This is a genomic window from Nonomuraea sp. NPDC004702 (assembly GCF_053601695.1).
Window position 1 is genome coordinate 12,960 of the sequence record NZ_JBSGCE010000060.1, and the last position, 22,592, is coordinate 35,551.

Genomic DNA, 22,592 nt, shown 5'->3' on the forward strand with positions numbered 1-22,592 from the left:
GAAGTTAGGCTGATCAATGAGAAGAAAGGGGTGAACCGCGTGCGCTCGCTGGAGGACTACGCCCAAGGCGTACGGGCAGGCTCCCGTACGTGGATCGCCCGCGCGATCACCCTGGTCGAGTCGACCAGACCGGACCACATGGCGCTGGCCCAGCGGCTGCTCGTCGAGCTCACCCCGCTGTCCGGCCGGGCCCGCCGGGTCGGCGTCTCGGGCGTGCCCGGCGTGGGCAAGTCCACCTTCATCGACGCGCTCGGCACGTACCTCACCGGCCAGGGGCACCGGGTGGCCGTGCTGGCCGTCGACCCCTCCTCGACCAGGACGGGCGGCAGCATCCTCGGCGACAAGACCCGGATGGCCCGGCTGTCGGTCGATCCGGCCGCGTTCATCCGCCCGTCGCCGACCTCCGGCACGCTCGGCGGCGTCACGAAGGCGACCAGGGAGGCCATGGTCGTGGTGGAGGCCGCCGGGTTCGACGTGGTGCTGGTCGAGACCGTCGGGGTCGGGCAGTCGGAGACCGCCGTGGCCGACATGGTGGACACGTTCCTGCTGCTCACCCTGGCCCGTACCGGCGACCAGCTCCAGGGCATCAAGAAGGGCGTGCTGGAGCTGGCCGACGTGATCGCGGTCAACAAGGCCGACGGCGAGTACGAGCTCGCGGCCAGGAAGGCGGCCAGGGAGCTGGCCGGAGCGCTGCGCATGCTCCGCTCGGACGCCGGGCCGCCGCCCGTCCTGACCTGCAGCGGGCTCACCGGCGACGGTCTGGAGGAGTTGTGGCGGCGGATCCTGGCCCATCAGGACTCGCTGGACCTGGCCGCCAAGCGCCGCCGTCAGCAGGTCCAGTGGACCTGGACGCTGGTCCGCGACCGCCTGCTCGCCGAGCTGCGCCACGACCCCGAGGTGGCGGCGATCACGGCGGAGGTCGAGCGGGAGGTGCTGGCGGGGGAGCTGACCCCCGCGCTCGCCGCCGACCGCCTGCTGTCGGTGTTCAAACGGCCCTGACACCCGGCCGTGGCTGTTCGAGCGCCCCTGACGTCCGGCTGTCGGTGTTCGAGCGGCCCTGACACCCGGCCGTCGCTGTTCGAGCGGCTCTGACGTCCGGCTGTCGGTGTTCGAGCGGCCCTGACGTCCGGCGGCGGGCGTTCGAGCGGCCCTGACGTCCGGCTGCGGGCGTCGGGAGCTCTCCACTCCCCGGAGGAACAGACTTGCGCCCGCGGGAGAAATATCCGCATCCGCAGCGTCATCTCCGATCCGACGGCTTGAGCGGGACATGTCACGATGTCGCGCAACCGACGTGGGGAGATGCGCAGATGTGTGCGGAACCGATGCTGCCCGGAACGGTCGCGGAGGCCCTGGAGGAGTACGGTCGCCTGCTGGCCGAGCACGGCATCACCTGGGGCGAGCCGGAGATCCACTACGTGAAGTTCTTCGCCCGGCGCAGGGTGCTGCCGCCCTCGCTGTTCGGCACGTTCTGGCGCCTGGCCTTCGAGGAGGCCGCGCGGCTGCACCCGGGGCAGCCGATCGACCGGCTGGCCGCCCACCTCGCCGAGCCCGACTACGACCGGGTGCTGCGCGACGCCCTCGCCGGCGAGCTGCCGTCGCACCTGACCGCGCTGCGCGTCGGCCCCGACCGGATCGAGCTGCGCGGAGCGCCGATCACCGTCCTGACCCCGGGAGAGCCGCACTCGGGCCCGCACTCGGGCGCGCACTCGGGCCCGCACTCGGGCCCGCGCGAAGTGGGCGCGGTGCCGGTCGCGGACGCCCGGCCCGCGACGGCCGTTGAGGCGCCGCTGTCGCCCTCCGGGCGCGGTGCGGAGAAGATCTTCCTGCTCGTCGACTCCTCCCGCGACACCCCCTGCCCGGTCAGCGTGGACGACGTCCGCCGCGAGCTGGCCCCCACGGGGCCTGGCTGGTCGAGGCCGACGCGGGCAGTGTGATCGTGGCCGACGGGCAGCGCGTCCGGCTCGACCCCCTGCTGCGCCCGGTCCCCGCCGCCCGGCTCACGCTGGTGGCGGGGGAGCCGTGCCGGTGGAGCGTCGCCTCCCGGGACGGCCGCGGCTGGTACCCGCCCGGCGTCCCGGCCCGGCACGACTACCACGGCAGGCCCTACTTCCACGGTGACGGCCGCACCCTCGACGTCCCGGCCGAACCGCTGACGATCACCGTCACCCGCGGCATGGAGTACACCGAGTCCGCCCTGGACGTCACCCTCGCCCCGGGCGAGGAACGCGTGGTCCGGCTCACCCCGGAACGCCTCTACGACGCCGCCGCCCGCGGCTGGTACGGCGGAGACCTGCACGTCCACCTCAACTGGGCCGGCGACCTGGTGGGCCTGCCCGCCGACGCGGCCGCCGCCCAGCTCGGCGAGGACCTGCACGTGCTCAACCTGCTCGCCGGGAACGTCTCGGGGCCGCGCGTCTACGACCGGGAGGCCCTCGACCACTGGGCGGGGGAGGACCTGCCCTGGTCCGACGCCACCCACCTGGCCCGCATGGGCGTCGAGTACCGCAACGACCTGCTCGGCCACGTCTACGCCTTCGCCCCGGAGCGCGCGCCGGGCCGGTTCCACACCGGGTTCGCCGGCGACGCCGACTGGCCGCCGAACGCCGAGGGGCTGCGCGAGTTGCGCGGCCTCGGCGCGGTCCTCGGCTACAGCCACCCCTTCGCCACGCCGCTCGCCGACGGCGACCCGCCCAGGGCCGTCGTCTCCCCGGCGCCGCGCAACTGCGCGGCCCGCGAGCTGGTCGCCGACGCCGCGCTCGGCCTGGTGGACAGCCTCGACGTGCTCACCCACGCCTCGATCCCGTCCACGGCGGCCGTCTACCGGCGGCTGATCGGCGCCGGCAACCGGCTGGCCGTCACCGCCGGGACCGACTCGATGATCTCCTTCACGCGTTCGGACAACCAGTCCAACCCGCCCGGCTGGGCCCGCGTCTACGCCCGGGTGGAGGGCGAGCTGACCGCCCGCGCGTTCGCCGACGCGGTACGGGCGGGCCGCACGTTCGCCACCACCGGCCCGTGGCTGGAGCTGACGGTGGACGGGCACGGCCCCGGCCACGTCATCGACGCCCGCCCCGGCGACCTCGTCCGGGTCACCGCCACCGCGATCGGCCCGGAGGTGGCCGCCGTGCGCGTCCGCACGGCCGAGGGCGTGCGCGCGGGCGCGGAACGGCTCCCGCCTGGCGAGCGGCACCCGGCGGGCGAACGGCACCCGGCGGGCGAGCGGCGCCCGGACGGGGAGGAGCGCCTGACCGTGACGGCCGACCTGCGCGTGGACGAGCCGACGTACGTGCTGGCCGAGGTCGTGTGCGACCCCCACCCGCGCACCATGACCGGCACCGGCTACGCCCTGACCAGCCCCGTCTACGTGGACCTGGCCGGCCGCCGGGTGGCCAGGCGGGACGACGTGCGCTGGTGCCTGGAGTGGCTGGACCTGCTGGAGGAGCTGATCAGGTCGCACGCCCGCCTGACCGCCCCCGGCCAGCTCGCCGACCACATCGCCCTGCTGGACCAGGCCAGAGAGGTCTACCGCGACCGCCTGTCCTGACCCCGGCGCGTCCCTGACCCCGGCGCGTCCCTGACCCCGGCGCGATGCCTGACCCCGGCGCGTCCCTGACCCCGGCGCGTCCCTGACCTCTCGCGGTCCCTGACCTCTCGCGGTTTCCGACCCCTGTGCGACCCCTGACCCGCCCGCGTTTCTGGCCGCTTGTGCTAGATTTTGGCCATGCGGTCAGAAAATCAGTCGGGTGGCCAGAAGGCGCGCTCGTTCATCGAGGAGGCCAGGCGGGCGCAGATCATCGCCTCGGCCGTGGAGGTGATCGCCGAGGTCGGGTTCGGTCAGGCGTCGCTGGCGCGCATCGCCCAGCACGCGGGCATCAGCAAGGGCGTCATCTCCTACCATTTCGCCGGCAAGGAAGAGCTGATGGAGGAGGTGGTCAACAGCGTCTACGGCGAGATCGCCGCACACGTCATGGCGCGGATGGAGGGCGTCGAAGGCCCCACCGCCATGGTGCGCATGCACATCCTCGCCGTCGCCGAGCACATGCGCGACCACCGCACCCGACTCAAGGCCCTCGGCGAGATCTTCTACAACCTGCGCACCGCCGACGGGGAGCCGCGCTACGGCGTCAACGCCAACGACGAGCTCTACCAGCTGATGGAGCAGATCTACGCCTACGGCCAGTCCAGCGGCGAGTTCCGCGACTTCGACCGCCGCGTCATGGCCATCACCCACTTCTCCGCCATCGACGACATGTTCGCCTACTGGGTGGCGAACCCCGACCACGACCTCGACGCGCACGCCGCGGAGCTGGCCGACCTGTTCGAGAGGGCATGCAGGCGATGAAGACCGAGACCGGCACCAGACTCCTGGCCGTCGACAACCTGCGCGTGCTGCTGACCGCGCTGGTCGTCGCCCATCACGTCGCCGTCACGTACGGCAACATCCCGCTGTGGTACTACACCGAGCCGGCCGCCGACCCCTCCGGGACGGCGCTGGACATCCTGGTGGTCTTCAACCAGGCGTTCTTCATGGGGTTCTTCTTCCTCATCTCCGGCTTCTTCACCCCCGGCTCCCACGACCGCAAGGGCGGGCGCGCGTTCGTCCGCGACCGGCTGGTCAGGCTCGGGGTGCCGCTGCTGGTCTTCCTCCTGCTGCTGCGGCCGCTGCTCACGATCGGCGAGCACGGCATGCCGTTCTGGAAGTGGTACATCGTCTCGTGGGACCCGGGGCCGATGTGGTTCGTCGAGGTGCTGATCGTCTTCGCCCTGCTCTACGCGTGGTGGCGGCGTGCCGGTGGACAGCGGGCCGACGCGGAGAGGGCCGGGGCGCCGAGTCTCAAGGGGGTCGTGCTGTTCACCCTCGGGCTGGCGGCGGCCACGCTTCTGTGGCGGATCCCGGTGCCCCAGGGCACGTACGTGCCGGTGCTCGGGCTGCCCACGCCCTACTTCCTGCCGCAGTACGCGGCGATGTTCGCGGCCGGCGTGGTCGCCTTCCGGCGCGGCTGGTTCGAGGCGCTGCCCAGGCGGGCCGGGCGGGCCGGGTTCGCCGTCGCGGGCGTGGCGACCGTGGTGTTGCTGCCGCCCGCGGCCCTGACCACGGGCCTGGTCGCGGTCGCGATCAACGCGCTGTGGGAGTCCGTGTTCGCGGTCGGCATGATCGTCGGGCTGGTGGTGCTGTTCAGGGAGCGGTTCGCCGAGCAGGGGCCGCGCGGCAGGTTCCTGGCCGGCAACGCCTATGCGGTCTACGTCATCCACCCGCTGGTGCTGGTCGCCGTGGCCTGGGCGGTGCGGGGGCTGCACGCTGCGGCGGTCGTCAAGTTCGCCCTCGTGCTGGCGGTGTCGCTGCCGTTGTGCTGGGGGCTGGCGTACGCGGTCCGGTCGTTGCCGGGGGCCAGGCGCGTCCTCTGACCGCGGGCTTGACTTTGGGCCTTGCCGGGCCCTTGGCGGCGTGCCACCATCGCGCTAACTCTTAGGAAACTTTCTTAAGAGATTCCGTGAAGGGAAGTGATCGGGGTGCGCCGGAGCCTGACGCTGTTCGCCGCCGCGCTGCTGGTGGCGGGCGTCCTGTCGGCCGTCGTGCCGGCCCCGCCGGCCGGGGCGGCCACGTGCGCGACGCCGTGGAACGCCTCGACGGCCTACAACGGCGGCGCGGTGGTGTCCCGCGGCGGGCACAACTGGTCGGCCAGGTGGTGGACGCAGAACGAGACCCCCGGCACCGCCGCGGTCTGGGCCGACCAGGGCGCCTGCGGCGGCGGTACCCCCACGCCCGGCTGCGACCACCCGAACTGGGTGGCCGGCCGGTACTACGCCACCGGCAGCATCGTGCGCTACACCGACGGCAACTACTACATCGCCGTCCACGACAATCCCGGCTACGACCCCGTGATCAGCACCTGGTACTGGGACCCGTACGCGTGCGACGGCGGCGGCACGCCCACCGACCCGCCGGACCCGGGAGGCTTCGTGGTGAGTCAGGCGCAGTTCGACCAGATGTTCCCCGGCCGCAACTCCTTCTACAGCTACAGCGGCCTGACCACGGCGATCGCCGCCTTCCCCGCCTTCGCCGGGACCGGCTCGGCCACCGTCAGGAAGCAGGAGGCCGCCGCCTTCCTGGCCAACGTCAGCCACGAGACCGGCGGGCTGGTCTACATCGTCGAGCAGAACACCGCGAACTACCCGCACTACTGCGACGCGACCCAGCCCTACGGCTGCCCGGCCGGGCAGGCCGCCTACTACGGCCGCGGGCCCATCCAGCTGAGCTGGAACTTCAACTACAAGGCCGCCGGCGACGCCCTCGGCATCAACCTGCTGAACGACCCCTGGCAGGTGGAGCGGAACGCGTCCGTGGCCTGGAAGACCGCGCTGTGGTACTGGATGACCCAGAACGGCCCCGGCACCATGACCCCGCACGACGCCATGGTCAACAGCCGCGGCTTCGGCGAGACCATCCGCAGCATCAACGGCAGCCTGGAGTGCAACGGCGGCAACCCGGGCCAGGTGCAGAGCCGGGTCAACGCCTACCAGCGCTTCACCCAGATCCTCGGCGTCGCCCCCGGCGGCAACCTGTCCTGCTGACCGCCTCCCCGGCGCCCGATCAGGCCGGCCGCGCTCCCGCGGGGGCCCGGCCGGCCTCATCGGCCGGCACGCGCCGCTCGGTGGTCTCCAGGTAGCCGCGCAGGGCGCGCCGGGAGCGGCTGAGCGTGTCGATCTGCTCGTCGAGGCCGCGCAGCCGGGCGCGCAGCGTGTCCAGCAGCTCGGGGCAGGGCACCAGATCGGGGTCGGGGCCCGTGACGCAGGGCAGCAGGTACGCGATCTCGTCGGTCGACAGCCCGGCGTCGAGCAGCTTCCTGATCTGGGCCACGGTCAGCACGGCGCCGTCGTCGTACTCGCGGTAGCCGCTGGCGCGGCGGCTGGGCTCCAGCAGGCCCTGGGCCTCGTAGTAGCGCAACTGGTGCGGGCGGACGCCGGTCCGCCGGCTCAGGTCACCGATCAGCACGGCCGTCCCCCTTGACCTTCATACCGGTCTGAACGTTGACGATTCTCCCATAGCTGCTGAACCACCTCTTTTGGGAGAGCGACTGTGATGACGAAGGAAAGCCGTACCCCCGTGACCGTCCTCGGCCTGGGGCTGATGGGAGAGGCACTGGCCGGGGCGTTCCTGCGCGACGGCCGGCCGACGACCGTCTGGAACCGTACGGCGGCCAAGGCCGACCGGCTGGCCGGGCAGGGCGCCGCACGGGCCGGGTCGGCGCTGGAGGCCGTGACCGCCGCCCCGCTCGTGGTCGTCTGCCTGACCGGGTACGACGCCGTGCGCGAGGTGCTCGACCCGCTGGGCGCCGCCCTGGACGGCCGGGTCCTGGTCAACCTCACTTCCGGCACCTCCGCCGAGGCCCGCGACACCGCCGCGCGGGTGGCCGGGCACGGCGGCGCCTATCTCGACGGCGCGATCATGACCACCCCCGCCGCCATCGGCACCCCGGCGGCCGCCCTGCTCTACAGCGGCCCGCGATCGGCCTTCGACCTGCACGAGCCAGCCCTGCGCAGCCTCGGCGGGGCGACGACGTACCTCGGCGCGGACCACGGCCTGTCGGCGCTCTACGACGTCGGGGTGCTGAGCCTGATGTGGAACATCCTCAACGGCTTCCTCCAGGGCGCCGCGCTGCTCGGGGCCGCCGGGGTGGAGGCGGCGGCGTTCGCCCCGGTCGCGCGGAACGGCGTCGAGACCGTGGCCGGCTGGCTGGCCGACTACGCGCGGCAGATCGACGAGGGCGCGCACCCGGCCACCGACTCGACCCTCGACACGCACGTCGCCGCCATGGACCACCTCGTGCACGAGAGCGAGTCGCACGGCGTGGACGCCACGCTGCCGCGCTTCATCAGGGAGCTGGCCGGCCGGGCCGTCGCGGCGGGCCACGGCGGCGCGGGCTACACGGCGCTGATCGAGCAGTTCCGCAAGCCCTCCGGCCAGGAGTGAGACGACGGGCCCCGGCGCCAGGCTCGCCGGCCGGCGGCGGGTCCTCGGGCCCGCCGCCGTCGGTCGGCGGGCGTCGTCAGTCGGCGTAGAAGCCGTCGAGGACGTCGGCGTGGCGTTCCTCGACGGCCTTGCGCCTGATCTTGAGGCTGGGCGTCAGCTCGCCGGTCTCCACGGTGAAGTCGCCGGCCAGGATCGCGAACTTCTTGACCGTGGCGTAGCTGGCCTGGTCGGCGTTGACCTGCCGGATCGCCTTGTCGACCTCCTCGCGCATGCGCGGGTGCCCGCACAGCGCCTCGGGGTCGGCCGGCAGCGACTCGGCCTCGGCCCACGGGCGCACGACGTCCATGTCGAGGGTGACCAGCGCCGTCACGTAGTTGCGGCGGTCGCCGTGCACGAACACGTGCGAGGCGAACGGGCAGGCGGCCTTGATCCGGCCCTCCAGGTAGGTGGGGGCGACGTACTTGCCGCCCGAGGTCTTGATCAGCTCCTTCTTGCGGTCGGTGATCAGCAGCCGGCCGGCCTGGTCGAGCTCGCCGATGTCGCCGGTGTGCAGCCAGCCGTCCGCCAGCGCCTCGGCCGTCTCCTGGGGCAGGCCGTGGTAGCCGCGCATCACGCCGCGCCCGCCGATGAGGATCTCGCCGTCGTCGGCGATGCGGACCTCGGTGCCCGGCAGCGGCGGGCCGACCGTGCCGAACCGCACCGACTCGGGACGGTTGAGGAAGCTGCCCGCCGACGACTCGGTCAGGCCGTACCCCTCCAGGATCGTCAGGCCGGCGCCGTCGAAGAACTCGGCCACGTCCCGCGACAGCGGCGCGGCCCCGGAGATGAAGAAGCGGATGCGGCCGCCGAAGCGCGCCCGCAGCTTGGCGAAGACCAGCCGGTCGGCCAGCGCGTGCTCGACCCGGGTGGTGAGCGGGACGGCCGCCTCGCGCTGCCGCGCCCTGCTGACCCGCAGGCCGGTCTCCCGCGCCCACTCGAAGACGCGCAGCTTGACCCCGCCCTCGCGGCGCACGGTGGCGACGACCGTGTTGTGGATCTTCTCGAAGATGCGCGGCGCGGCCGCCATCACGGTCGGGCGCAGCGCCCCGAGGTTGTCGGCGATGCGGTCGAGGCGGCCGTCGATCGCGGTCGGCACGCCGATGTCGATCATCACGACCTCCAGCAGCTTGCCGAACGAGTGGGACAGCGGCAGCCACAGGAAGTGCAGGTCGGCGGGGGACAGCAGGCCGATCTCGCGGACCGAGCCGGCCGCGAACAGCCAGTTGTCGTGGGTGAGCTCGACGCCCTTGGGACGTCCGGTGGTGCCGGAGGTGTAGATGAGCGTGGCCAGGTCGTCCTGGGCGATGGCGTCCACCAGGGCGTCGTAGTCGTCCGGCGCGTCGCCCTCGCCCTGGCCGACCGAGTCGAGGGTGACCACCCAGCCGTCGTCGCTCGCCGAGCCGTCGACGACCACCACGCGCGTGACGTCGGGCAGCTCCTTCTGCACGGACCTGAGCTTGGCCACCTGCTCGTCGTCCTCGGCGATGACGATCGTGCTGCCGGAGTCGGTGATGACGAAGGCGCACTCGGCGGCCGTGTTCGACGGGTAGATCGTGGTGGTGGCCGCGCCCGTGGAGAGCACGGCCAGGTCGGCGAGGATCCATTCGAGCCTGGTCGAGCAGAGGATCGACACGCGCCTGCCGGGCCCCGCGCCGAGCCTGGACAGCCCCAGCGCCAGTCCGCGGACGCGCTCGCCGACCTCGCTCCACGACAGGGAGGTCCACGCCTCGCCCGACGGCACCCGGTACGCCTCGGCGTCGGGGGTGGCCGCGATCCGGTCGCGCAGCAGGGAGGGAATGCTGGACATGCCTGACCTCCTGAGGGGTGTGCCGCCGACTCTAGGACGAGTGCGCCGGATCAGTCGATGGCCGTGATCGACCTGCCGCCGGCCGGGGGCGGGCCGGCGCTGGCGACCGTCCTGGACGTGCGCACCTCCCATGCGCCGCAGGCGCAGCGCAGGTAGGAGACCAGGCCCTCGGAGGTGCGGTGGGAGGAGACGAGGGTCAGGGCGAAGGGGTCGTGCGGCTCTCCGGGATGCATGACTCCAACCTGATGTAATGACCTTGTGCATTTCAACACTTACGGCGGCAACGGCGCCGAACTCGCCGCGGCCCTGGTCAACGCGAGCGACTTCAGCCCGGCCGCGGTGCGGGAGACGCTCACGGCCAACGCCATGTGGCGCACGGACGTCACCCCGGCCCAGGCGGCGGAGCTGGCGGCCTGGGCGCGCCGGCTGGCCCCCGTCTTCGGGGAGCCCGACCTCGGCGTCCAGGTGCGGCTGATCAACGAGTTGCTGGAGATCACCGCGTCCAGGCCGCACATCAGCACCCACGACGGCCTCGAACCCCACCTGCACTTCTTCTCCGCCGAGGCCGACATCGTCTCCAGGGCCAAGGACACCACCGCGGGCGGGCTGGCCATGGCCGTGTGCTTCTCCGACGGGCGGCGGCTCGGGCGGTGCGACCGGACGGGGTGCGAGACCGTCTATGTGGACACCTCGCGTAACGGGCGGCGCCGGTTCTGCTCGCTGACCTGCGCGAACCGGGTCAACGTGGCCGCCCATCGCGCCCGGGACGTTGCCCGTCGGTCGTGTTTCGGGTAGTGTGTCGGGGTCGTATCGCCGACCCCTGGGGGCAGCTGACGTGAGGATCTGAGGCCGCGGGCACCGCGCCTACCGCCCGGTCACGGGCTCTGTCGCGTGCGCACCTCGACCTCGGCGACCTCTTCGCCCCGGTTCTTCCCAGCTCAAGCTGTCCGGTTGTCGCGCGCGCAGCGGTGTTCCCGCCAAGTCACGAAATTTCGATTTTTGTGATGGGAGCCGCCACATGTCTTTTTCCATTGTCGTCGATCACGTGTCCTTCGGCTGGCCCGACGGGACCATGGTGCTCGACCGTCTCGACGCCGCCTTCCCCGCCGGGCGTACCGGGCTCATCGGGGCGAACGGGTCGGGCAAGTCCACCCTGCTCAAGATCATCGCCGGGGAGCTGACCCCGGGATCGGGCTCGGTCTCGGTCACCGGCGAGGTGGGGTACCTGCCGCAGAACGTGCCGCTGGAGGGCAGCCGCACGGTGTCCGACCTGCTGGAGATCAGCGGGAAGCGGGCCGCGCTGCACGCCGTCGAGAGCGGCGACGTCGCCGAGGAGCACTTCACCGCCATCGGGGACGACTGGGACGTCGAGGAACGCGCGCGGGCCGAGCTCGACCGGCTCGGGCTCGGCCACGTCGGGCTCGACCGCACGGTCGCGACGCTGTCGGGCGGCGAGGCCGTCATGGTCGCGCTGGCCGCCCAGATCCTCAAGCGTCCCGCCGTGCTGCTGCTCGACGAGCCCACCAACAACCTCGACCTGGACGCCCGGCGGCGGCTCTACGCCGCGGTCTCGGCGTACCCCGGGGTGCTGGTCGTGGTCAGCCACGACCGGGCGCTGCTCGACCTCGTGGACCAGGTCGCCGAGCTCCGCGACGCCGCCGTGCGCCTGTACGGCGGCAATCTGAGCGACTACGAGGAGCAGGTCGCCGCCGAGCAAGAGGCGGCCGAGCGCACGGTCAGGACCGCCGAGGGCGAGGTGCGGCGGCAGCAGCGCGAGCTGATCGAGGCCAGGACCAAGCTCGACCGGCGCAGCCGCACCGCGCGGAAGGCGTTCGAGAACAAGAAGGTGCCCAAGATCGTCGCCGGCGGGCTCACGATGAAGGCCCAGGTGTCGGCGGGCAAGCACCGTGCGCTGCACCAGGAGCGGCTGGCCGCGGCCAGGGGCAGGCTGACCGAGGCGGAGCTGGCCGTGCGCGACGACGCCGAGATCCGCGTCGAGCTGCCCGGCACCGCCGTCCCGGCCGGCCGGACCCTGCTGACGCTGCCGCTCGACCCTCCCGGCCGTTCCGGCGGCCCCGACGGCACGCCCGGCCGGGAGGGGCTCAAGGCGCTCGACCGGCTGGTCGTCCGGGGCCCCGAACGCATCGCGCTGCTCGGGCCCAACGGGTCGGGCAAGACGACCCTGCTGCGCCGGATCGTCGAGCACGGCGCGCACGTCCCGGTGGGGGACCTGCCGCAGCGGCTGGACGTGCTCGACGACGCCCTGAGCGTCGTGGACAACGTCCGGGCCGTGGCGCCGGCCGCCTCGGTCAACGACGTGCGGGCGCGGCTGGCCCGCTTCCTGTTCCGCGGCACGCGGGCCGACCAGCCCGTGGGCACGCTGTCGGGCGGCGAGCGGTTCCGCGCCGCCCTGGCCGCGCTGCTGTCGGCCGATCCGCCGCCGCAGTTGCTCCTGCTGGACGAGCCGACGAACAACCTGGACATGTCCAGCGTTCGCCAGCTCTCCCAGGCGCTGGCGGCCTACCGGGGCGCGCTCGTCGTGGCCAGCCACGACGTCCCGTTCCTGGAGACGCTGGGGATCACCCGGTGGCTGCGACAGGATCGGGATGAGGGACTGGCCGAATCGTAATTGACGTCTGGGGATCAACCGGGCAATAGTGGGGCAGGTGGCTTCACCCCGGTTGATCTCCTGCGTTCTCGCCCTGGCGACGGTGACGCTCGCCGCCTGCTCCTCTCCGCCGCCGCTGACCGGCGGTGAGCCGAAGGTCAGCGGCGTGGCGGACGGCAAGGGCGGAGCCTTCAGCGGCGATCCCAGTGGCGATCCCGGCGGGGACCCCTCGTCGGGGTCCAGCCCCGCCGTCAGCGCCCTGACGCCGGAGGCGTACAAGGGCGAGCTCGACAGCAGGCACAAGGCGATGACCGGCGCGATCAGCGGCCTGGCCGGCGCGCGCGGCGTCCAGGCGCTCAACCAGCGCGTGGACAAGGCCGAGCAGGCGCTGAGCGGCGCCGCCGACGCCCTGTCCGCGATCGCCCCGCCCGCCGAGATCCGCGCCCAGCACGACGCGTACGTCACCAGCCTGCGCGACTTCGCCACCGAGCTCGGCTCCACGGCGGGCAAGGTCGGCAGCCGCGAGCTGTGCACCCCCTCGGCCGTGCTGAGCGACCTGAACACCAAGCTCACCGCCCTGAACAAGGCGGGCGAGGCGCTGCAGAGCGCCGGCGACTACCCGGCCGACGTCGTCACCGTCAAGGCCGGCGGCAAGCAGAACAGGCGGCTGAAGAACGGCGCGTTCATCCGCCGGACCTCCCTCGGCGGACGCAGCTCCCTGGAGGTCGACAACGGCGGCACCCGCGACGCCGTCGTCACGGCGGTCAGGGGCGGCGGCAAGACGTTCAGCGTGTACGTGCGCAAGAAGGCCAAGTTCAAGGTCAGGGGCGTGCCCGACGGCACGTACAAGATCTACTTCACCCACGGCGTGGACTGGGACGGCAAGAGCCGGTCCTTCAGCCGCCAGTGCAGCTTCGAGCGGTTCCAGAAGTCGGTGAAGTTCAAGACCACGGTCACCGCCACCCAGATCCTCTGGCACGACTGGCGGGTCACCCTGCACGCCATCTCCGGCGGCAACGCCCGCACCGCGCCCGTCAACCCCGACGACTTCCCGAGCTGACCCTCCAGAGCCGGGCCCGCACACGCGAAAGGGCCGCGCGAACGCGCGGCCCTTTTCCGGCTGCCGGGACGATCAGGTCGAGAACAGCATGCCCACCCAGCTGCGCTGGCGGTGGTGGCCGTAGTGGTGACCGCCGTGGTGAGGGGCGCCCCAGGCCGGCCCGGGGGCGGGGGGCGGCGGCGGAGCGGCGTGGTACTGCGACTCCATGCGGGTCAGGGTCTCCAGCTCGCCATAGTCGAGGAAGATCCCACGGCAGTTGTCGCACTGCTCGATGTGGACGCCGTTGCGCTCATATGTCCGCATGTTGCCGCGGCACTTCGGGCACTGCATCTAAGTCGCTCTCCTTGGATCCGGGGTCTCAGGCTGAAACCTACCGCGTGCGGCCCCCGTCACGCTCGGACGATTCTGCTGCACGATTCGATTAACGCGTGCTCCACCTCGTCGAGTTCCCGGTTCTCGCGCTCGGCGTTGAGCACGGCCACGGCGGCCAGTTGCACGGTCAGCGCCCGGGCCGGCAGGTCGAGCCGCTGCCAGGGATCGTCGCCCTGGCCGAGCGCGGGGCCGCCCGAGGCCAGGTACGCGCCGAGGAACCGCTCCCAGACGGCCGGCTCCAGCAGGCCCGCCGCGTACCAGGCGGCCGGTCGCGCCAGGTCCCAGGCCGGGTCGCCGACGCCCAGGTCGTCGACGTCGATGAGCAGCCAGCGGTCGCGGCAGACGAGCTGGCCCAGGTGCCAGTCGCCATGGGTGAGCAGGCCCGGCACCGGGGCGGGCTCGGGCAGCTCCTTGAACGCGTGCCTGACGAGCTGCTCGACCGGGCCGTCGCCGCTCATCCTGGACACCGCGCGGGCGGCCCGCGCCGGGCCCCCGGCGGGCGGCATCGGCGGCACCACCGTCAGGGGGACGGCGTGCAGCCGGGCCAGCAGCCGCGCGCCCTCCTCCCAGGGGGCGGACCCGGGATCGTCGTGGGGGACCGGCCGGCCGGCCGGCCAGACGCTGACCGCGCGGCCCGCCGCCGTCAGCACCTCGGCCTCCAGCGGGGCCAGCAGCACGCCGTTGACCGCGGCCGCGGCGGCGGCCCTGAGTCGGGCGCGCAGCGGCTCCACCTCGTCGCGGGCGGAGTGGGCCTTGACCACCACCTCGCCCATCCGTAACACGACCACGTCGGTGCGTGTCTGGTGTCGCACGGGCTCGCCCGTGCCGCCGTACGCCGCGGCGATGCCCGCCAGCTCCTCCTCTAGACCCACTCGTACAGAGTATTGGGCAGTGTTGGGGGTAAATGCCGTCGTGATGGCGGGAGCGAGGGAGTGGGCGGCGCTGGCGCGCGAGTGGCTGAGGGCGAGCTCGCCGCGGGCCGCCCAGGCGATGCGCGAGCACGATCAGGAGGCCGCCCGGCGCCGCCGTGAGCGGCGTCCGGCGGCGCGCCGGGGGAGGCCCGTGGACCAGGAGGCCGCCCGGGAGCCGGCGCGGTGGGCGGTCGAGCCGGCGGCGGACGGTCCGGGCCAGGAGGAGATCGAGCGGGCGCGTGCGGCGCTGGCGCGGGCGACCTCGCTGGAGCGGGCGCGGGCCCGGGCGCGGCGGGAGCGGGGACACGGGTGACGGATGAAGCCGCCCGAGCCCTCGCGAAGGGCCGCCGTCAGGCGCTGCCGAGGCTGACCGCGCCTACTTCCTGAGCCAGAGATCAGAAAGATGCCCTTTTTGTTGATCTTGTACCTTTCGTGTGGTGGGAGATCACGCACCCGGGTCGGTCAGACTGGGAGCATGAGAATCGGTTTCGCCGTACCCCAGTCAGGGCCCTGGGCCACACCGGAGAACATGCGCCGCGTCGCCGCGCGGGCCGAGGAGCTGGGCTACCACGAGCTCTGGACGTTCCAGCGGCTGCTGTACCCCGTCGGGCATCCCATGGGGCCGACCTACCGCAGTGTCCACGACCCGCTGGTCACGCTGGCGCACCTGTCCGGCGTCACCCGGACGATCCGGCTGGGCGTGGCCGTGGTGAACGCGTACGTGCAGCCGGTCGTGCTGGCCAAGCAGCTCGCCACCCTGCAGACCCTCTCCGGCGGCCGGGTCAGCGCCGGCATCGGGCTCGGCTGGGTGCCGGAGGAGTTCGAGGCCGCGGGCGTAGGCATGGAGCGCCGCGGGCGCCGGGGCGAGGAGTTCGTCGAGCTGCTGCGCAAGGCGTGGACGGAAGACGTCGTCGAGCACGACGGCGAGTTCTACCGGGTGCCGGCCTCCCACATGGACCCCAAGCCGGCGCCGGGGCCGCCGCAGGTGCTGCTGGGCGGCACCGCCGAGGTCGCGCTGCGCCGGGCCGGCCGGCTGGCCGACGGCTGGATCAGCTCCAGCAGGGAGGACCTGTCGGCGGTCGCGGGCCGGATCGCATTGATCAAGGAGGCGATCGCCGGCGCCGGACGCGACGCGGCCTCGTTCCGCTACGTGTGCCGCGGCGTCACGCAGGTGCGGCCCGTCGGCGCCGAGGACGCCCGCCGGCCCCTGACCGGCACGTACGACCAGATCAGGCAGGACGTCGCCGCCCTGGCCGCAGAGGGCGTCACGGACGTCTTCCACGACCTCAACTTCGACAAGGAGATCGTCACCGCCGACGCCGGGGAGGCGATGCGCCGGGCCGAGGAGGCCCTGGAGGCGCTGGCGCCCTAACCGCCGCCGTAGGGGACCGTGATGATCTCCAGGTTGTGCCCGTCGGGGCCCGACCAGTAGAGCCCGCGGCCGCCGTCGTGGGTGTTGATCACGCCGGGCCTGGTGTGCCCCGGATCGGCCCAGAACGTCAGGCCGCGGCTCCTGATCCGCCCCCAGATCTGGTCGAACTCCTCCTCGCCGACGAGGAAGGCGTAGTGCTGCGGGGTCACCTCGCCGTCGGCCTGCATCACGTCGAGCGAGACGTCGTTGGCCAGCGTCACGACCCGGAACGGGCCGTAGACCGGCGCGGGCTCCAGGCCGAGGACGTCGACCAGGAAGGCGGCCGTGGCGTCCCGGTCGGTGGCGGCGACGATGGTGTGGTTCAGCTGCACGGGCATGCGTTCACGCTACGTGCCGCAGCGCCTCGGCGGCCACCGCGCACCGCAGCTCGCGCATCCCCGGCCGCCCGCGCACCGGATGGACGGCGTTGGTCAGCAGCACCACGGTCAGCCCGCGGGCCGGATCGACCACCAGCGACGTCCCGGTGAACCCGGAGTGGCCGTAGGCGCCGCTCAGCGGGCCCACGATGCCGGGGGCGCCGATCCGCACGCCGAGCCCGTGCCGGAAGGCGGCCCCCTCCGCCCCCTGGTCGCGGGTCATCTCCGCCACGCTCGACGGGCTCAGCATCGCGCCCCCGCCCAGCCGCAGCGCCTCCCCGAAGGCCAGCAGGTCGTCCGCCGGGGCGAACAGGCCCGCGTGCCCGGCCACCCCGCCCAGGGCGTGGGCCGTCTCGTCGTGCACCTCGCCGCGCACGCAGCCGGGGCCGGGGCGTTCGGGCTTGAACTCGGTCGCCGCGACGCGCTCGACCGGCCCGCCGCCGCCGACCGGGCGGTAGCCGGTGCCGGGGAGGCCGAGCACGTCCGTGATCCGGGCGCGGACCAGGACGTCGAGCGGGGCGGACGCGGCCAGCTCGGCGATCCGGCCGGCCATCACCATGCCGACGTCGCTGTAGAGGTAGGGGCCGCCGACCGGGCCGGTGACCGGCGTGGTGAGCATCGCGGCCATGCGCTCGTCCGGCCCGGCCTGCGCAAGCTCCAGGTCGATCCGGCGGGTCGGCGTCAGGCCCGCCGTGTGGGTGAGCAGGCGGCGCAGCGTGATCCGCGGGTCGGCCCCGGGGAGCCACGACCGGACCGGCTCGTCCAGGTCGAGCAGGCCCTCCTCGGTGAGCGAGAGCACCGCCGCGGTGGTGAAGAGCTTGCTGACCGAGGCCAGGTCGAACACCGAGTCCCGGCGCGCGGGGGGCCGATCGGCGGCGAGCGTCCCGGGGGCCCCCGGCCCGGCGTCCGATCCGGTGGCCGGCTCGGCGTCGGCGTACCTGACCAGTTCGCCCACCGCCGCGGCGGCGGTCACCGTGCCGTGCGCGGCGATCAGCGCGACCGCTGCCGGGCACACCTCGGGCACCGCGGCGGCCAGCAGGCGCTCCAGCCGGTCCGACATCCCCGTTCCCCCCTCGTCAGTCCCCGATGGCGCCCCGGCGCCTCCGGCCCGTACGTCAGCCGCTGAGCGCGTCGCTGAGCCGCTCTCCGTGCGACTCCAGCAGCGCGCGGGCGGCGTCGGGGTCCAGGCCGTGCTGGATCATCACCACGGCCGTCTTCGCCTGCCCGCCGGCCGCCTCCAGCGCCGCGCCCGCCGTCGCGGCGTCGGCCCCGGTGATCTCGCGCACCATGCGCAGCGCGCGGGAGGCGAGCTTGCTGTTCATGGCCGACATCTCGATCATCTTGTTCCCGTAGGTCCGGCCCAGCCGGACCATGGAGATCGTCGAGATCATGTTGAGCACGAGCTTCTGCGCCGTGCCCGCCTTCAGCCTGGTCGAGCCCGCCACCACCTCGGGCCCCACGACGACCTCGATCCCGTGCTCGGCGGCGGCCGACAGCGGCGCGCCCGTGTTGCACGACAGCGCCGCGGTCAGCGCCCCCCGGCCGGCGGCCTCGGCCAGCGCGCCCAGCACGAACGGGGCCCGCCCGCTGGCCGACACGCCCACCACCGAGTCGAGCGCGCCCACCTCCAGGTCCTTCATGGCCGCCGCGCCCGCCTCGGCGTCGTCCTCCGCGCCCTCGATGGACCGGGTCAGCGCCTCCGGCCCGCCGGCGATGACCCCCTGCACCAGCGAGGGGTCGGTGCCGAACGTCGGAGGGCACTCGCTGGCGTCGAGCACGGCCAGCCGTCCCGAGGTGCCGGCGCCGACGTACAGCAGCCTGCCTCCCTCGGCCATCCGGGCGGCGATCGCGTCGATGGCCGCCGAGATCGCCGGGACGGCCGCGGCCACGGCCACGGGCACCTCGGCGTCGGCCTGGTTCATCAGTCGGGCGATCTGCTCCGTCGGCAGCCGGTCGATCTGGCTGTAGCGGGGATCGCTCTGCTCGGTGGACAGCTCGGGCAGCGGATCAATCATGACGCTAATTTCCACCCTTTACTTCTCAGTTGTAAATATCTTTCAGAGAATGGATCCATGTCACACGTACGCACCGGAGCCGAACGGCTGGCCGCGGACCCCGCGCTGGCCGGCGGCGCCCGTCTCGGCCTGATCACCAATCCCACCGGCGTCCTGCCCGACCTGACCCCCACGACCGACGCCCTGCTGGCCGCGGGGCTGCCCCTGACCGCGCTGTTCGGCCCCGAGCACGGCCTGCGCGGCACGGCCCAGGCGGGATCGAGCGAGCGCGACGCGGTGGACCCCGCGACGGGACTGCCGGTCTACGACACCCACGAGCTGTCGGGCGACGACCTCGACCGCGTGGTCGCCGCCTCCGGCGTGGACACGCTGGTCTTCGACATCGCCGACGTGGGCGCCCGTTTCTACACCTTCGTGTGGACCATGTACGACCTGCTGGCCTCGGCCGCGCGGCTGGGCCTGCGGTTCGTGGTGCTGGACCGGCCCAACCCCCTGGGCGGGACCGTCGAGGAGGGCCCCCTGCTGGACCCGGCGTTCGCCAGCTTCGTGGGCCGCTTCCCGCTGCCCGTGCGCCACGGCAGGACCGCGGGGGAGCTGGCGGCGCTGTTCGGCTTCGACGCCGACCTGCGGGTGGTGACGATGGAGGGCTGGCGGCGGGACATGAGCTGGGCGGAGACCGGCCTGCCCTGGGTGATGCCCTCGGTCAACATGCCGACCCCCGACACCGCGCTGGTCTACCCGGGCACCGGGCTGTTCGAGGGCACCAACTTCTCCGAGGGCCGCGGCACCACCCGGCCGTTCGAGCTGGTCGGGGCGCCGTACGCGGACGAGCGCTACGCGGCCGCCCTGAACGGGCTGGAGCTGCCGGGGGTGCGGTTCAGGGACACCTGGTTCACCCCGACGTTCCACAAGCACGCGGGCCTGCCCGTCCGCGGGGTGCAGCTGCACGTGCACGACCCGCGGGCCTTCCGGCCGGTGCTGACCGGGTTGTCGATGCTGCACACGGCCCGCGTCCTCTACCCGGACGACCTGGTCTGGAAGGGCGAGGAGCTGTTCCTCGACCTGCTCTGGGGCTCCGACACGCTCACGCGCTGCCTGGAGGCCGGGGACGACCCGCGCGAGCTGTGCCCGCCGCCCGGCCGCCCCGAAGGACATCTGCTCTACAGCTGACATCAGGCCAGATCGCGCCGGTAGAGCCAGAAGACGCGTTCGGCTCGCGCGCCCACGGCGCGCGAGTAGAACCGCAACGGCCCCACCCATCCGATCTCGGCGCTCTCCTGACAGGCGGCCCGCTGCTCGGCCAGGCAGCGGCGCAGCAGCACCCCGCCGAGGCCGAGCCCGCGGGCGTCCGGAGCGGTGCCCATCGGGCCGAACCAGGCCGGCCGCGCCCCCCAGGCGGCGAAGGCCAGGACGCGCCCGTCGCGCTCGGCGTAGTGCAGGCCGGTCGCGTTGGCCGCCTCCCAGGCCCACCGCTCGTTCCAGTGCTCCTCGACGAACGCGGCCACGGCCGAGCGGTCGGCGCCCGCCGCCCGCACCCTGACGCCCGCCCGCTCCAGCCGCGCCAGGTCGTCCTCGACGGACAGGTCGGCCCGCAGGTCGGCGGTCATGTTCCAGGCGACGTGGTAACGCTCGTAGCCCAGGCTCTCGGCCAGGCAGGCGGCCGCGGTGTACCGCACGTCGATGCCGGGCCAGGCGTAGCAGGGCGGGTTCCCGGCGAAGCGCGCCTGCCGCACGCCGTGCCCCCGCAGCCACTCCTCGGCCGCGCCCACCAGCGCCCGCCCGTGCCCGCGGCCCTGGACCGAGGGGTGCACGGCCAGCAGGTCCAGGTGCCCGACCTCGGGGTCCCTCGACGAGACCGACGTCATCACCACCCCGCCGTCGGTCGCGAGGGCCGTCCAGCGGCGGTCGGCGGGCGGCTCGGCCAGGCGCCGGACCAGGTCGGGAGCCTCGGACGCGTCCAGCGTCAGCGCGGCGGCGGCCACCCGGGCGGCCTCGGCCAGGTCCGCGCCGCGGACGGTGGGCGACATCACACCTCGCTCATCGGGCGCGCGATCACGTCGCGCCGCTCGGGGTAGAAGCACGCGTGCTGCTGCGGCACGCCCTCGGTGATCTGCAGCAACGGCCGCTCGCCCGCGCACCGCTCGCCTTGGAAGGGGCAGCGGCGGGCGAACAGGCAGCCCTCGTCGGCCTTGCTCTCGTCCAGCGACTCCAGCGGCGTCACCGGCTGCGCGCCGGGCTCCTCCAGGCCGTGCAGCACGGGGATGGCCGACAGCAGCGACTGCGTGTACGGGTGCACCGGGTCGGCGATGACCGTGTCCACCGGGCCGCGCTCGACGACCTGGCCGCGGTAGATGACGTAGAGCTCGCCGTCGTCGCCGATGTAACGGGCGGTGGCCACGTCGTGGGTGATGAACAGCACGCTCACGCCCAGCCGCTCGCGCAGGTCCTTCAGCAGCGCGAGGATGCCCAGCCGGAGCGAGACGTCGATCATCGAGACGGCCTCGTCGGCGACCAGCATCTCCGGGTCGACGGTCAGCGCGCGGGCGATGACCACCCGCTGCCGCATGCCGCCCGAGAGCTGGTGCGGGTAGCGCCCCAGCACCGAGCCCGGGTCGAGGCCCACCATCGACAGCACCTCGGCGGCCCGCTCCTCGATCCACTCCTTCGACCGCCCGGTCTGCCCGGCCCGCAGGCTGAGCGGCGCGTACAGCGTCTGGTGGATGGTCCGGGTCGGGTTGAGCGCCGAGTACGGGTCCTGGTGGATCATCTGGATCTTGCGGAAGTACGGCTGGCGCCTCTTCTGCTTGAGCCCCGACATGGACACGTCGCCGATGACGATCTCGCCCTCGTCGTAGGTCTCCAGCCCGGCGATGATCCGGCCCAGCGTGGTCTTGCCGCAGCCGGACTCGCCGATGAAGGAGGCCGCGCCGCCCTTGGGGATGGAGAAGTCCACCCCGCGCAGCGCCCGCACCTCCCGCCCGGCCAGCACGTTGCCGCGCTGCTTGTACGTCTTGACGATGCCGGTCCCGGTGATCACGCGTGCTCCTTCACGGTCACGGCGTGGCAGGCCACGACCCTCGATCCATGCGCCACGGCCTGCGGGTCGACGGTGTCGCACACGTCCATGCGCAGCGCGCAGCGCTCCCTGAACACGCAGCCCTCCTTCGGCACCGTGGCCAGCGTCGGCGGCCGGCCGGGCAGCGCCTGGGCCTCGGCGATGTCGCCCACGAGCCGGGGGATGGCCCTGATCAGGCCCCGCGTGTAGGGGTGGCTGGGGGAGCCGAGCACGTCGCGGGTGGGGCCCTGCTCGACCAGGCGGCCGCCGTACATGACGACCAGGCGGTCGGCGACCTCGGCCACGACGCCGATGTCGTGCGTGATGACCAGGGTGGTCAGGCCGCGCTCGGCGTGCACCTCGCGGACGATCTTCAGGATGTTCGCCTGAGTGATCATGTCCAGGGCGGTCGTCGGCTCGTCGAGCACCACCAGGTGGGCGTTGAGCACCAGCGCCAGCATGATGCCGACCCGCTGGCGCATGCCGCCGGACAGCTCGTGCTGGTGCGAGTCGAGCACGCGCGCGCCGTCCAGGCCCATCCGGCCGAGCAGCTCCTTGGCCTCGCGGACCAGGCCGGGCAGGTCCTCGACGCCGTGCGAGCGGCCCAGGTCGAGGAGCTGTTTGCCGACCGTCTTGAGGGGGTTGAGCGAGTTCTGGGCGGCCTGGAAGACGTACCCGATGTGCCGGCCGCGGGCCTTGCGCAGCTCCTCGCCGGCGAAACCGGTCACGTCGCCGAGACCGTCGATCTCGACGCTGCCCGCGGCGATCCTGCCCGGCGGCTGCACCGCGTTGAGCAGCGACAGCGCCAGCGTGGACTTGCCCGAGCCGGACTCGCCGACGATGCCGGTGATCGTGCCGGGCTCCAGCGTCAGCGTGACGTCCCGGACGGCGGGCAGTTCGCCCGCGGGGGTCTTGTAGACGACCGTCAGGCCGTCGATGCGCACTCCCGGCGCTTGTTCGGCCAC

Annotated in this window: 24 protein-coding genes; 13 read left to right on the plus strand and 11 right to left on the minus strand. The window is 73.3% G+C overall.

The window, feature by feature from the left end:
• The first annotated feature begins 30 nt into the window (after positions 1-30).
• The 6 genes from meaB (at position 31) to ACWEJ6_RS42980 (ending at position 6,573) form a co-directional block, all read left to right on the plus strand.
• Entirely contained in the window at positions 31-999 is a 969-nt protein-coding gene (meaB, locus tag ACWEJ6_RS42955) for a methylmalonyl Co-A mutase-associated GTPase MeaB (protein WP_352354119.1), read from the plus strand.
• Between the two features lie 308 nt (positions 1,000-1,307).
• Positions 1,308-1,934, plus strand: coding sequence for a hypothetical protein (locus ACWEJ6_RS42960; protein ID WP_452431288.1), 627 nt, complete (start codon positions 1,308-1,310; stop codon positions 1,932-1,934).
• 2 nt (positions 1,935-1,936) lie between these two features.
• Positions 1,937-3,544 (plus strand): CehA/McbA family metallohydrolase, encoded by a 1,608-nt coding sequence (locus ACWEJ6_RS42965; RefSeq protein ID WP_452431289.1) that lies wholly within the window; start codon positions 1,937-1,939, stop codon positions 3,542-3,544.
• A gap of 177 nt (positions 3,545-3,721) precedes the next feature.
• Complete coding sequence (locus tag ACWEJ6_RS42970; RefSeq protein ID WP_452431290.1) at positions 3,722-4,342, plus strand: TetR/AcrR family transcriptional regulator; 621 nt, start codon at positions 3,722-3,724, stop codon at positions 4,340-4,342.
• The gene (locus tag ACWEJ6_RS42975; protein ID WP_452431291.1) at positions 4,339-5,406 is read left to right on the plus strand and encodes an acyltransferase family protein; all 1,068 of its coding nucleotides are present in this window, start codon (positions 4,339-4,341) and stop codon (positions 5,404-5,406) included. The genes ACWEJ6_RS42970 and ACWEJ6_RS42975 overlap by 4 nt, the downstream gene beginning before the upstream one ends.
• A 105-nt stretch (positions 5,407-5,511) precedes the next feature.
• Positions 5,512-6,573 (plus strand): glycoside hydrolase family 19 protein, encoded by a 1,062-nt coding sequence (locus tag ACWEJ6_RS42980; protein ID WP_387669951.1) that lies wholly within the window; start codon positions 5,512-5,514, stop codon positions 6,571-6,573.
• A gap of 19 nt (positions 6,574-6,592) precedes the next feature.
• On the opposite strand, the gene ACWEJ6_RS42985 is transcribed toward ACWEJ6_RS42980, so the two are convergent.
• Entirely contained in the window at positions 6,593-6,994 is a 402-nt protein-coding gene (locus ACWEJ6_RS42985; RefSeq protein ID WP_452431292.1) for a MerR family transcriptional regulator, read from the minus strand.
• An 87-nt stretch (positions 6,995-7,081) separates the two neighbouring features.
• Here ACWEJ6_RS42985 and ACWEJ6_RS42990 point away from each other — a divergent pair, with 87 nt between their 5' ends.
• Positions 7,082-7,972: an NAD(P)-dependent oxidoreductase gene (locus tag ACWEJ6_RS42990; RefSeq protein ID WP_452431293.1), complete on the plus strand. Its 891-nt coding sequence runs from the start codon at positions 7,082-7,084 to the stop codon at positions 7,970-7,972.
• A gap of 76 nt (positions 7,973-8,048) precedes the next feature.
• Here the strand turns inward: ACWEJ6_RS42990 and ACWEJ6_RS42995 are convergent, their stop codons facing one another.
• Both ACWEJ6_RS42995 and ACWEJ6_RS43000 read right to left on the minus strand, forming a co-directional pair.
• Positions 8,049-9,818: an AMP-dependent synthetase/ligase gene (locus ACWEJ6_RS42995; RefSeq protein ID WP_452431294.1), complete on the minus strand. Its 1,770-nt coding sequence runs from the start codon at positions 9,816-9,818 to the stop codon at positions 8,049-8,051.
• 50 nt (positions 9,819-9,868) lie between these two features.
• Positions 9,869-10,051, minus strand: a complete 183-nt coding sequence (locus ACWEJ6_RS43000) for a hypothetical protein (protein WP_352354135.1) — start codon at positions 10,049-10,051, stop codon at positions 9,869-9,871.
• A 25-nt stretch (positions 10,052-10,076) separates the two neighbouring features.
• Between ACWEJ6_RS43000 and ACWEJ6_RS43005 the strand changes: the two genes are divergently transcribed.
• The 3 genes from ACWEJ6_RS43005 to ACWEJ6_RS43015 all read left to right on the plus strand — a co-directional run bounded on the left by ACWEJ6_RS43005 (position 10,077) and on the right by ACWEJ6_RS43015 (position 13,486).
• Positions 10,077-10,613: a CGNR zinc finger domain-containing protein gene (locus tag ACWEJ6_RS43005; protein ID WP_358293235.1), complete on the plus strand. Its 537-nt coding sequence runs from the start codon at positions 10,077-10,079 to the stop codon at positions 10,611-10,613.
• A gap of 223 nt (positions 10,614-10,836) precedes the next feature.
• Positions 10,837-12,447 (plus strand): ABC-F family ATP-binding cassette domain-containing protein, encoded by a 1,611-nt coding sequence (locus tag ACWEJ6_RS43010; RefSeq protein ID WP_452431295.1) that lies wholly within the window; start codon positions 10,837-10,839, stop codon positions 12,445-12,447.
• A gap of 37 nt (positions 12,448-12,484) precedes the next feature.
• Positions 12,485-13,486: a hypothetical protein gene (locus tag ACWEJ6_RS43015; RefSeq protein WP_387669945.1), complete on the plus strand. Its 1,002-nt coding sequence runs from the start codon at positions 12,485-12,487 to the stop codon at positions 13,484-13,486.
• A 72-nt stretch (positions 13,487-13,558) separates the two neighbouring features.
• Here the strand turns inward: ACWEJ6_RS43015 and ACWEJ6_RS43020 are convergent, their stop codons facing one another.
• Both ACWEJ6_RS43020 and ACWEJ6_RS43025 read right to left on the minus strand, forming a co-directional pair.
• Positions 13,559-13,816: a TFIIB-type zinc ribbon-containing protein gene (locus tag ACWEJ6_RS43020; protein ID WP_352331027.1), complete on the minus strand. Its 258-nt coding sequence runs from the start codon at positions 13,814-13,816 to the stop codon at positions 13,559-13,561.
• Positions 13,817-13,875: 59 nt separating this feature from the next.
• On the minus strand, positions 13,876-14,730 hold the full coding sequence (locus ACWEJ6_RS43025) for a phosphotransferase (RefSeq protein WP_364389668.1): 855 nt from the start codon (positions 14,728-14,730) through the stop codon (positions 13,876-13,878).
• Between the two features lie 40 nt (positions 14,731-14,770).
• On the opposite strand from ACWEJ6_RS43025, the gene ACWEJ6_RS43030 reads away from it, so the two are divergent.
• Together ACWEJ6_RS43030 and ACWEJ6_RS43035 are read left to right on the plus strand one after the other, a co-directional pair.
• Entirely contained in the window at positions 14,771-15,082 is a 312-nt protein-coding gene (locus tag ACWEJ6_RS43030) for a hypothetical protein (RefSeq protein ID WP_452431296.1), read from the plus strand.
• A gap of 162 nt (positions 15,083-15,244) precedes the next feature.
• On the plus strand, positions 15,245-16,141 hold the full coding sequence (locus tag ACWEJ6_RS43035) for a TIGR03619 family F420-dependent LLM class oxidoreductase (protein WP_452431297.1): 897 nt from the start codon (positions 15,245-15,247) through the stop codon (positions 16,139-16,141).
• On the opposite strand, the gene ACWEJ6_RS43040 is transcribed toward ACWEJ6_RS43035, so the two are convergent.
• From ACWEJ6_RS43040 to murQ, 3 genes are read right to left on the minus strand one after another with little or no spacing between them, the layout of a single operon-like run.
• A complete protein-coding gene (locus ACWEJ6_RS43040; RefSeq protein ID WP_358293224.1) occupies positions 16,138-16,518 on the minus strand; it encodes a VOC family protein in 381 nt (126 codons plus the stop codon). The two genes, ACWEJ6_RS43035 and ACWEJ6_RS43040, sit on opposite strands and share 4 nt — an antisense overlap.
• 4 nt (positions 16,519-16,522) lie before the next feature.
• Positions 16,523-17,617, minus strand: coding sequence for a serine hydrolase domain-containing protein (locus ACWEJ6_RS43045; RefSeq protein ID WP_452431298.1), 1,095 nt, complete (start codon positions 17,615-17,617; stop codon positions 16,523-16,525).
• Between the two features lie 55 nt (positions 17,618-17,672).
• Positions 17,673-18,572, minus strand: coding sequence for an N-acetylmuramic acid 6-phosphate etherase (murQ, locus tag ACWEJ6_RS43050; RefSeq protein ID WP_358293220.1), 900 nt, complete (start codon positions 18,570-18,572; stop codon positions 17,673-17,675).
• A gap of 57 nt (positions 18,573-18,629) precedes the next feature.
• Here murQ and ACWEJ6_RS43055 point away from each other — a divergent pair, with 57 nt between their 5' ends.
• Positions 18,630-19,742 (plus strand): exo-beta-N-acetylmuramidase NamZ family protein, encoded by a 1,113-nt coding sequence (locus ACWEJ6_RS43055; RefSeq protein ID WP_387669941.1) that lies wholly within the window; start codon positions 18,630-18,632, stop codon positions 19,740-19,742.
• Between the two features lie 2 nt (positions 19,743-19,744).
• Here the strand turns inward: ACWEJ6_RS43055 and ACWEJ6_RS43060 are convergent, their stop codons facing one another.
• From ACWEJ6_RS43060 to ACWEJ6_RS43070, 3 genes are read right to left on the minus strand one after another with little or no spacing between them, the layout of a single operon-like run.
• The gene (locus ACWEJ6_RS43060; protein ID WP_452431299.1) at positions 19,745-20,599 is read right to left on the minus strand and encodes a GNAT family N-acetyltransferase; all 855 of its coding nucleotides are present in this window, start codon (positions 20,597-20,599) and stop codon (positions 19,745-19,747) included.
• Entirely contained in the window at positions 20,599-21,609 is a 1,011-nt protein-coding gene (locus ACWEJ6_RS43065; RefSeq protein ID WP_352354161.1) for an ABC transporter ATP-binding protein, read from the minus strand. The genes ACWEJ6_RS43060 and ACWEJ6_RS43065 overlap by 1 nt, the downstream gene beginning before the upstream one ends.
• Positions 21,606-22,592 (minus strand): ABC transporter ATP-binding protein, encoded by a 987-nt coding sequence (locus ACWEJ6_RS43070; protein WP_387669939.1) that lies wholly within the window; start codon positions 22,590-22,592, stop codon positions 21,606-21,608. The genes ACWEJ6_RS43065 and ACWEJ6_RS43070 overlap by 4 nt, the downstream gene beginning before the upstream one ends.

What these genes read in the sequence shown, in the direction of transcription:
- ACWEJ6_RS42960 (WP_452431288.1), top strand. Translation starts at nt 1,308, where the DNA reads ATGTGTGCGGAACCGATGCTGCCCGGAACGGTCGCGGAGGCCCTGGAG.
- ACWEJ6_RS42970 (WP_452431290.1), top strand. Translation starts at nt 3,722, where the DNA reads ATGCGGTCAGAAAATCAGTCGGGTGGCCAGAAGGCGCGCTCGTTCATC.
- ACWEJ6_RS42975 (WP_452431291.1), top strand. Translation starts at nt 4,339, where the DNA reads ATGAAGACCGAGACCGGCACCAGACTCCTGGCCGTCGACAACCTGCGC.
- ACWEJ6_RS42990 (WP_452431293.1), top strand. Translation starts at nt 7,082, where the DNA reads ATGACGAAGGAAAGCCGTACCCCCGTGACCGTCCTCGGCCTGGGGCTG.
- ACWEJ6_RS42995 (WP_452431294.1), bottom strand. Translation starts at nt 9,818, where the DNA reads ATGTCCAGCATTCCCTCCCTGCTGCGCGACCGGATCGCGGCCACCCCC.
- ACWEJ6_RS43000 (WP_352354135.1), bottom strand. Translation starts at nt 10,051, where the DNA reads ATGCATCCCGGAGAGCCGCACGACCCCTTCGCCCTGACCCTCGTCTCC.
- ACWEJ6_RS43010 (WP_452431295.1), top strand. Translation starts at nt 10,837, where the DNA reads ATGTCTTTTTCCATTGTCGTCGATCACGTGTCCTTCGGCTGGCCCGAC.
- ACWEJ6_RS43020 (WP_352331027.1), bottom strand. Translation starts at nt 13,816, where the DNA reads ATGCAGTGCCCGAAGTGCCGCGGCAACATGCGGACATATGAGCGCAAC.
- ACWEJ6_RS43035 (WP_452431297.1), top strand. Translation starts at nt 15,245, where the DNA reads ATGAGAATCGGTTTCGCCGTACCCCAGTCAGGGCCCTGGGCCACACCG.
- ACWEJ6_RS43040 (WP_358293224.1), bottom strand. Translation starts at nt 16,518, where the DNA reads ATGCCCGTGCAGCTGAACCACACCATCGTCGCCGCCACCGACCGGGAC.
- ACWEJ6_RS43045 (WP_452431298.1), bottom strand. Translation starts at nt 17,617, where the DNA reads ATGTCGGACCGGCTGGAGCGCCTGCTGGCCGCCGCGGTGCCCGAGGTG.
- murQ (WP_358293220.1), bottom strand. Translation starts at nt 18,572, where the DNA reads ATGATTGATCCGCTGCCCGAGCTGTCCACCGAGCAGAGCGATCCCCGC.
- ACWEJ6_RS43055 (WP_387669941.1), top strand. Translation starts at nt 18,630, where the DNA reads ATGTCACACGTACGCACCGGAGCCGAACGGCTGGCCGCGGACCCCGCG.
- ACWEJ6_RS43060 (WP_452431299.1), bottom strand. Translation starts at nt 20,599, where the DNA reads ATGTCGCCCACCGTCCGCGGCGCGGACCTGGCCGAGGCCGCCCGGGTG.